This is a genomic window from Methylobacter sp. BlB1 (genome assembly GCF_015476545.1).
In the GTDB taxonomy this organism is placed as follows: domain Bacteria; phylum Pseudomonadota; class Gammaproteobacteria; order Methylococcales; family Methylomonadaceae; genus Methylobacter.
Map to the genome: position 1 here is coordinate 1 of NZ_JADMKV010000106.1, position 8,781 is coordinate 8,781.

The 8,781-nt window shown below is 52.6% G+C and carries 8 protein-coding genes; 5 read left to right on the forward strand and 3 right to left on the reverse strand.

Annotated features, from left to right (window positions below):
* Positions 1-2,380, reverse strand: a 2,380-nt coding sequence (locus tag IT781_RS20950) for a PAS domain S-box protein (protein WP_370527064.1), incomplete at its 3' end; no start/stop codon positions are given.
* 356 nt (positions 2,381-2,736) lie between these two features.
* On the opposite strand from IT781_RS20950, the gene ssb reads away from it, so the two are divergent.
* The 5 genes from ssb (at position 2,737) to IT781_RS20975 (ending at position 7,889) form a co-directional block, all read left to right on the forward strand.
* The gene (gene ssb / locus IT781_RS20955; RefSeq protein ID WP_194972124.1) at positions 2,737-3,210 is read left to right on the forward strand and encodes a single-stranded DNA-binding protein; all 474 of its coding nucleotides are present in this window, start codon (positions 2,737-2,739) and stop codon (positions 3,208-3,210) included.
* A 451-nt stretch (positions 3,211-3,661) separates the two neighbouring features.
* Positions 3,662-5,404, forward strand: a complete 1,743-nt coding sequence (gene kaiC, locus IT781_RS20960) for a circadian clock protein KaiC (RefSeq protein WP_194972121.1) — start codon at positions 3,662-3,664, stop codon at positions 5,402-5,404.
* A 3-nt stretch (positions 5,405-5,407) separates the two neighbouring features.
* Positions 5,408-5,740, forward strand: a complete 333-nt coding sequence (kaiB, locus tag IT781_RS20965; protein ID WP_194972122.1) for a circadian clock protein KaiB — start codon at positions 5,408-5,410, stop codon at positions 5,738-5,740.
* Positions 5,737-6,117 carry a hypothetical protein gene (locus IT781_RS20970; protein ID WP_194972123.1) on the forward strand — a complete coding sequence of 127 codons (381 nt, stop codon included), beginning with the start codon at positions 5,737-5,739 and terminating at the stop codon, positions 6,115-6,117. Before kaiB ends, IT781_RS20970 begins: the two co-directional genes overlap by 4 nt.
* Positions 6,114-7,889, forward strand: a complete 1,776-nt coding sequence (locus IT781_RS20975; protein ID WP_370527066.1) for an ATP-binding protein — start codon at positions 6,114-6,116, stop codon at positions 7,887-7,889. The genes IT781_RS20970 and IT781_RS20975 overlap by 4 nt, the downstream gene beginning before the upstream one ends.
* Before the next feature lie 253 nt (positions 7,890-8,142).
* Here IT781_RS20975 and IT781_RS20980 read toward each other — a convergent pair whose 3' ends face one another.
* Together IT781_RS20980 and IT781_RS20985 are read right to left on the reverse strand one after the other, a co-directional pair.
* On the reverse strand, positions 8,143-8,526 hold the full coding sequence (locus IT781_RS20980; protein WP_228779331.1) for a hypothetical protein: 384 nt from the start codon (positions 8,524-8,526) through the stop codon (positions 8,143-8,145).
* A 55-nt stretch (positions 8,527-8,581) separates the two neighbouring features.
* Positions 8,582-8,781, reverse strand: a 200-nt coding sequence (locus IT781_RS20985; RefSeq protein WP_305076267.1) for a MarC family protein, incomplete at its 5' end; no start/stop codon positions are given.

Below are 8,781 nucleotides of genomic sequence, written 5' to 3' on the forward strand. Positions count from 1 at the left end.
GCCGGAACGCCTGCGCCCGCTCGAGCGCCTTCAGGCCGCAGTCGGCGGTTTCCACCGCATGCCCTTCCGCCTGCAGCAGCATCGTCAGGCTCTCGGCCGCATCGGCATAGTCATCGACCACCAGAATGCGGAATTTGGGCATCGGCAACACGGATTTTGCCTGCACGGATTCAATAGCGGAGGATGGCATCGCTAATGCCGGCAGCCGCACCGTAAAGGTGCTGCCCTGGCCGATGCCGGCGCTCGAGGCCGTAACCGTGCCGCCGTGTATTTCGATCAGCTCCCGCACCAGCGTCAGCCCGATGCCCAGTCCGCCTTGGGCATGGGCCAGAGAATGGTCGGCCTGGGTGAAGAGGTCGAATATCTGCGGCAGGATATCGGGAGAGATGCCTATGCCCGTGTCCCGTACCTCGATGACGGCAGAGGAATCTTCCCGCATTACGCTGAGCGTGATTTTTCCGCCTTCGCTGGTGTATTTGGCGGCATTGTTCAGCAAATTGGACAATACCTGCGCCAGCCGAATACGGTCGCCTTCGATCCATGGCGGCGTCGTAGTCTGTGAGATGATCAATTCCTGGCCGCGTGATTCGATCAGAGGGCGGCTGGTTTCAATCGCATTATTCAAAATCTCGGTAAGCTCGAACCTCTCCATATTCAGCCGGATTTTGCCTTGCATGATGCGCGCCACATCCAGCAGGTCATCAAGCAGCCGGGCCATATGAGTCACTTGGCGATCAATGACATTGCGGCTCCATGCCAGCTTGGGATCAGTCGGTTCCAGCATTTTCAGCAACTGCACGGCATTGCGGATGGGCGCCAGCGGATTGCGCAGCTCGTGGGCCAGCATCGCCAGAAACTCGTCTTTACGTCGGTCCGCCAGGCGTAGCGCTTCTTCGGCGCGTTTGCGCTCGGTAATATCGGATGCTACGCCCAGCAGCTTATTACAGCTATTGTCGTCCTCAAATAGCGGAATCTTGACGGTGCTGTACCAGCGGATGACGCCATCCCGACAGGTGACTTTCTCTTCAGGAATAATTTTGGGCTTGCGGTTGTGTATCACATCGAGGTCATCTTGACGGAAATGAGTTACTTCGTCACCATCGAAATTGAAGTCCGCATCAGTCAAACCGATCAAGCCTTCCGGATCTGTACCATAGCAGTGAGCCAAGCTATTATTGGCTAAGATGAACCGTCCTTCTTTATCTTTGACGAAAATCATGCTAGGGGCCGCGTCGATGACTTGTCTGAGGAAGGCGCGTTCATGATGCAGTGCTTCTTGAGCCCCTTTGATATCGGTAATATCTTCAGTTGTGCCGAAGGCGCCTAGCAGCGAGCCATGCTCGTCGAATTCCAGTTCAGCCAGTTCACGTACCCATTTGATTTTTTTTCCCACTATCAGCCGGTGCTCAAGGTCGTAGTGCTTGCCGGCAAGCGCCTCTTTCCAGGTTTTGTCGACCAATTCCCTGTCTGCGGGATGGACAGCGTCAAGAAAAGACTCATAGGTCAAAGGCGTGCCTTTGGAGACACCAAAAATTCGATAATTTTCGTCTGACCATTCCAGTATGTTTTTGTGAATGTCCATGCGCCAACTGCCAACATGAGCAACTGCCTGGGCGCGATTCAGATCGATTTGGCTTTCTCGCAAAGCTTCCTCGACTCGCTTGCGGTCAGTGATGTCCATGCTTACTGTGGCCAGGCTAGCTATTTTGCCGTTTAAGTCCTTTAGCGTGAAGACATTGTAGATAATCCATACGGCTTCGCCGGTTTTAAAGTGCCGCAGGCGGATTTCACTAACATTACGGCCGTTCTTCAATACCATGGGGAAGAACTCATTCATGACGAATTCCTGATCTTCCGGAAAAAAGAATTCTTTGACCGGTGTTTTTAGCCCTTGCTCGAGACTATCCAGACCTACGAGGCGCAAGCCGGCATTGTTGATAAAAAAAGGCATAAATTCCATATCGCACATGCCGATAAATTCGGTGCTGCTTTTGGCGAGTTCGACATATAAGTCGCGCTCCGCTTTTGCCTTGTTGCGCTCAGTGATTTCCTTTTTAAGCTGTTCCTCTCGCTCCATGACCTTATGCAATACCTGCTTTTCCCGCTTGTATAAGATTGAAACTATCAGGCTGAATATTGCGCCTATACTTACTAAAAGGGCAATGCGCAGTTCTTCGCTGGCTTTGGCGATATAAAACGATTCGTAAGGCTCGATTAAAAAATAAACGCTTGCCGCCGCGCTCAACAGTGTAGTGAAAAGCCCCGCGATCAATCCACCTTGCCAGGCGGCGAAAGCAATTACAACTAAAAAGAGCAGCAGCGGCGGTGAGCCTCCGAAAGTGAATTGGAGGTCCTTCAAGATAATCAGGATAGCTGTCACAGCTAATATCGAGATTATATAGACGTTACTGAGAAAAGATTTAATATGAATCATTTTTATCTGTAGCGATCTATATCGTTGTTCATGGGCTTAATCCATTGCATGAGAGCTCCAAAAAATAAGATAGACGAAGTTTAAGTCAATAGGCTTTTAATGTTAATGATGAAAATACTTATAAATTAATCGATGAAGGCGGATGATCATCTTTTCCTTCCATAGTAAAGCCTATGGAAACATGCGATGATAGTCTAACTTGTTTTTACGATCACATTTTTTAAAGTAGAGAATTTTTTAAAGCCCAGGTTCAATGATAAAAAGCATAATCATTGACCAATACAGAAATTGCGGAGAAATTGATGCTCAATAAAGTGATGTTGATAGGCAACTTAGGGGCAGACCCCGAAGTTCGGTATATGCCTTCAGGTGGTGCCGTCACCAGTATTAGATTGGCGACTACTTTTAGATGGAAAGATAAACAGACGAATGAAAGACGCGAAGCCACTGAATGGCATCGGGTTGTATTTTTTAATCGTTTAGCTGAAGTAGCGGGCGAATATCTTAAGAAAGGCAGTCAGGTTTATGTTGAAGGCCGCTTGCAAACCAGAAAATGGCAAGGCCAGGATGGGCAGGATCGTTATACGACTGAAATCATAGCGGAAGAAATGCATATGCTGGGCAGCCGCAGCGGAGGCACTTCCAGTTTTGGAATGGATCAGCCTCAGTCCGGTCACGCCGCACCGCCTTCAAGACCCCAACCGTCCCAGGGCAACGCTCCGTCGATGCCGCCGCCGCCAGATTATGATGATTTTGATGACGATATTCCGTTCTGATGGATACCTGAAGCTAGTTTTGTAAATGTCAGCCACATGGTAATGCTAGGAGAATGTGGTGCAGGGTGGTTTCGCCGAACCTTTAGAATGGGGGGAGAGCCAGTGATTCCTGATGGATGACTAACCATATGAAGTCAGGACAGAAACTCGGGGTATTGAGGATGGGATGTGCAGAAAGAACTGAGTGGAACGAACGAGACCTCTACCCGTCATGGTTTAATCTGCCATGTAATCAAAGAAATAAAAAACTTGCTATAAACTAAATTCTTGTTAAGCACTATGAGCCTGTTTCCATCGTGCCCAAGTCTTATTCAGAAGATTTATGCAGCCAAGTGGCTGAAGCCGTTGCTTCAGGCAATACTGTGCGGGCCGTGGCTTTGCAGTACAAGGTCAGCTAGGCCTTTGCCTTTACCATCAGATGTCGTATTGTTTCAACGAATAGTAAATAAAGATGCGTGAAAAAAAAGAAACAATAACACAGGGTCTACCGAGGCCATCCCTAGCCAAAACGCCGACCGGCATCCGGGGGTTGGATGAGATTGTACAGGGCGGTCTGCCCAAAGGCCGCGTTGTCCTGGTAGCAGGAGGGCCCGGCTCGGGCAAGACGTTGCTGGCCATGGAGTTCCTGGTACGCGGCGCCATCGATTACGGCGAGCCTGGCGTCTTCGTAGCTTTCGAGGAAACCGTTGAGGAGTTGAGCTGCAACTTCGTTTCTCTCGGCTTCAACTTGGAGCAGTTGGTGCAAGAGGGAAAGCTGATCATTGATTACGTGCACCTGGATCGTAGCGAGATGGAGGCGACGGGCGAGCATAACCTGGACGGCCTCTTTGTCCGCCTGGGGTATGCCATTGATTCGATCGGCGCGAAACGGGTCGTGCTGGATACCCTCGAGATGCTCTTTGCCGGCCTGCCTAATGAAGGGATTGTACGTGCAGAGCTTCAGCGTTTGTTTCGCTGGCTGAAAACCCGAGGCGTCACAGCCATTATGACTGCCGAGCGCGGCAATGAGACACTCACCCGCTATGGCATGGAAGAGTACGTCTCCGACTGTGTCATCACGCTCGACCATCGCGTTCACGAGCAGATTTCCACCCGCCGCCTGCACGTACTGAAGTACCGCGGTTCCACGCATGGCACGAACGAATATCCCTTCCTCATTGACGAAGACGGCATTTCCGTGCTGCCGGTCACCTCGATGCGCCTTGATCATGCAGTCTGTACCGATCGCATCTCTACCGGCATCGCAGGTCTTGACAGTATGCTCGGCGGCAAGGGCATCTTTCGGGGCAGCAGCGTGCTGCTCAGCGGCACGGCGGGCATGGGCAAGACCACTTTTGCGGCCTCTTTCGCAGACGGCGCGTGCCGCCGAGGGGAACGCGTCCTCTACCTGCCGTTCGAGGAGGCGCCCCAGCAGATCATTCGCAATATGCATGCCGTGGGTCTTGACTTGGCGCCATGGGTACAGCAGGGCCTTCTGAATTTACATGCAGTGCGGCCTACGCTCTACGGTCTGGAAATGCACTTGGCTAAAATCCATAGGCTGGTGGAAGATTTCCGGCCCAGCCTGGTGATAGTTGACCCGGTGACCAACCTGATAGCCGCAGGGACTCTCGCCGAGTCCGAGGCCATGCTGGCGCGCTTAATCGATTGGCTGAAAAGTCAGCAGATCAGTGCTGTTTTTACCAGCCTGACCCCGGGCGGAGCAGCATTGGAGCGCTCCCAAGTAGGCATCTCTTCATTAATGGACACTTGGCTGATGCTCACTGCCATCGAAAGCAGTGGCGAGCGCAATCGAGGCATTCAGATTGTAAAGTCGAGAGGGATGGCCCATTCCAACCAGATCCGCGAATTCCTTATTGGTGATCACGGTATCGAACTGTGCGACGTCTATACTGGCCCGATGGGCGTTCTGACGGGTGCTGCCCGTTTTACCCAGGAGGCACGGGAAGAGGCGGAGCGCGTTTTACGCGAGCAGGAGATCAAGCACCATCGCAATCAATTGAAGCGCAAGCAAGCAGTTCTTGAAGCGCAGATTGCTGCCCTGCATGCCCAGTTCGAGGCAGAGCGGTCAGAGATCGATCTGGCAATCGCGCAGGCGCAACATCTGGAAACCACGTTAGCAAGTGATCGTGACGAAATGGGCCGTCTGCGTCACGGTGATGCCGCATCAGGCCCTCAGCAGAGCGAAAACTGAACCATGTCAGGCCATCACGAGCATATAGTAAACGAGCCATCTGAAGATGAAGACATATGGCAACTGCGGCTTTATGTGGCAGGACAAACGCCCAAGTCACTGACAGCTTGCGCCAATCTGAATCGGATCTGCGAAGAATATCTCAAAGGCCGCTATAGCGTTGAAGTGATCGACCTACTGGAAAAACCGCAATTAGCTGCAGGTGATCAAATCCTGGCCATCCCGACACTGGTGCGCCAGTTGCCTGCGCCGGTACGCAAGATTATTGGAGACTTGTCCAATACCGAGCGGGTACTGGTAGGTTTGGATCTGCGTCATCCGGAAATGCCCAAATGAAACTGCACCCTACAGAACAGGCGAACGCAAACTTAGCACGGGCCAACCGTGATCACGAAGGCGCCCCCCGTGCATTGACCCATTGCGGAGGCCGCTACAGGCAGCGCCACTGTGCAGGGGAGGGCGCCCTGTTGTTCTCGGCTCGGGCTCTCTTTAATAGCCACCGCGTAGTTGGACCAGCGTTAGCTGGCCGCCATGATTCGGCCGTTATCGATAGCGGCCACTGCCAGGCACCGGAACGATCAAAGAACAAGCATAGCATTGCCGTTCATGCCCATGCTAAGCAAGCCGGCCGACACGCTCTCTGGCCAAGAACGCACTCTCATGAAGCTGTATCGCCGCCCGAAACCGGTCCTGGAAAAGGAGGCGCACAGTGAATCCTGACAATAAAAAGAATCAGGAGCTGCTGCTCAAAATCCACGACCTGACGTTGCGCCTGGAGGAAGCGCAAGACACCCTGAACGCCATTCGTGCCGCTAACGTGGATGCCGTAGTCGTCTACAATGACGGTCAACATCGTGTTTATACCCTGGAAGGGACGGATACCATCTATAAACGTCTTTTTGATACGCTGAACGAAGGGATACTGGTCGTTTCTGCCGACCGGACAATTCTCTATGCTAACCGATGGTTTGCAGATCTGATAGGCGTTGCAATGGCTAAAATGACTGGTGCAGACATCGAGCGCTTTGTGCATCCGCTCCATGCAGCAGATTTTGCGGCATTGCTTGAAAGCGCTGAGGAGAAACCTCACCGCGACGATCTGTCCATGATCCGCGCCGATGGTAGTCTGATACCCGTAATGTTGGCGATCAGTCCTGCCCCTATCGGAGGAGTTGAAGCGGGTTATGCCATTGTGGTTAACGATCTAACAGAGTTGCGCCAGGCGCAGGATGCTCTGAGCAAGGCCAATGAGGAACTGGAGGCACGCATTGAGGCACGGACTATGGAACTGCAATCTGCCAATATTGCGCTTGAAGCCGAGATTGCCAAGCGCATGCACATTGAGGAAGCGCTTCGGAACGAGGATCGACGAAAGGATGAGTTCCTGGGCATGCTGGCTCACGAGCTGCGCAATCCCTTGGCCCCGATCCGCAACGCCGCGCAGATCCTGAAACGTCCGGATCTGGACGAAACGCGGCTGGCCTGGTGCCGCAATGTCATCGACCGTCAAGTCGAACATTTAGCGCGTCTGGTGGATGACCTGCTGGATGTCTCGCGCATCAGTCGTGGCAAAATCGAGCTCAAGAAGGAGTCTCTTGCAGTATCGGCTATTGTGCAGCGGGCCATGGAAATCACTCAGCCCTTGATCGAAACTCGCCGTCATGAACTTACGGTACAACTGCCGCCTGAACCGGTCATCGTTGAAGGCGATCTGGTCCGGCTGGCGCAGGTCGTCTCGAACCTGCTCAATAATGCGGCCAAGTATACCGATGAAGGCGGGTCCATCTGGCTGACCGTTGAGCATGTCGGCAATGATGTCTTCATCCGAGTCCGTGACAACGGCCGGGGCATTGCGCCTTCGGCGCTGCCGAACCTGTTTCAACTGTTCTACCAGGTGGACCGTACCCTCGACCGTTCCGAAGGCGGGCTGGGCATTGGCCTGTCGCTGGTCAAAAGCCTGGTGACCATGCATGGGGGTGACGTCTGGGCTACCAGCGCAGGCCGGGGCCAAGGCAGTGTATTCATCATTCGCCTGCCTTGCCTGCCGCAAGCCTCAGTCGTTTCGGTTTCTTCTCCGACAGCACTGAAGCCGGCGGAAGGGTCTCTGCGCATTCTCGTCGTCGATGATAACCGCGATGCTGCTCAGAGCCTGTCTGTGCTGCTGACTGGCGAAGGGCATACTGTAAGTTTGGCCTATAGCGGACCTGCGGGCTTGGTCGCCGCACTGACTGAGCGGCCGCAGGTCATACTGCTCGATATCGGCCTGCCGGGCATGGATGGCTATGCGGTGGCTCGAGCCCTTAGAGAACATCCCGAGCTGAGAACGACGCAGTTGATCGCGTTGACCGGCTATGGACGGCAGGTTGATCGCGAACAGGCACGGGCGGCCGGCTTCAATGGTTATCTGACCAAACCGGTTGATTTTGAGGCGTTACAGCGCGCTCTGGCTCAGCCATTATTTCCCGGTCCGATACTACCCGGCTAAGCTCGTTTTTCTACGCTGTAGCTGTTTATAAAAACGTTGCTCAACCTATATCCGCTCCTAAGCCCGGCTAACCTTGGGATAACCCCAAGTCCTTAGTATTACAGTTGTTATTTCAGTAAGTAGGGCGGTTTCGCGCAGCAAACCATCATTTCAAACAGGCTAGGTATTATTGCGGAACAAGACGGTTTTAAGGCGCCGTTTGCTGGTGGGTTGCCAAGGCAATCCATCCTACACTTCATCCATCATACGGTCATTATTCAGAAAATTCATGTCGCGCAAACGACTCCCAACCGTATTTTCTAATTACCTCCATACTAGGATTCTGCGTTTCAAACTCCTCTAGCAAGGTCAAAAAGCCATCGCCTACGTCACCAGCATGAGAAGGATCGAGCCATCCATATTCACACTCTTCACAATGTAAATACAGCCTTTTATTAGTTATATCTTCCGTAATTATTAATCTTCCTTGATGGCAATTTACACATTCGTCATACCAATAGAATTTTTCCATTGCAACCTCTAGCAAGTAGGATGGTTTCGCGCAACAAACCGCCATTTCAAGCAGGCTGGTAGCATAACGGAACACTACGGCTTTAAGGCTTCGCTTGTTGGTGGATTGCCAAGGCAAATTCACCATACGAAACATTCACCATACGGCCATATGACCGTCGTAGTGAAAGGGGTCCATATCATCATCCTATGGCTTTGATGGCGCCAGGCCCTGCCAGCAGCGGCATCGACAAAGGCACTACGGCAATGGATTGTTTGGCTTCGCCTTCTTTGGCTTCCTTTCTGGTGTGCACGGTCTCGCTGATTTTGGCCGGCAGCATGGAAAGTGCCATCAGCATCAGCAAAATGCCGCCGCTGACCCGGAATGAATTGAGGCTGATGC

What these genes read in the sequence shown, in the direction of transcription:
- ssb (WP_194972124.1), top strand. Translation starts at nt 2,737, where the DNA reads ATGCTCAATAAAGTGATGTTGATAGGCAACTTAGGGGCAGACCCCGAA.
- kaiC (WP_194972121.1), top strand. Translation starts at nt 3,662, where the DNA reads ATGCGTGAAAAAAAAGAAACAATAACACAGGGTCTACCGAGGCCATCC.
- kaiB (WP_194972122.1), top strand. Translation starts at nt 5,408, where the DNA reads ATGTCAGGCCATCACGAGCATATAGTAAACGAGCCATCTGAAGATGAA.
- IT781_RS20970 (WP_194972123.1), top strand. Translation starts at nt 5,737, where the DNA reads ATGAAACTGCACCCTACAGAACAGGCGAACGCAAACTTAGCACGGGCC.
- IT781_RS20980 (WP_228779331.1), bottom strand. Translation starts at nt 8,526, where the DNA reads ATGGTGAATTTGCCTTGGCAATCCACCAACAAGCGAAGCCTTAAAGCC.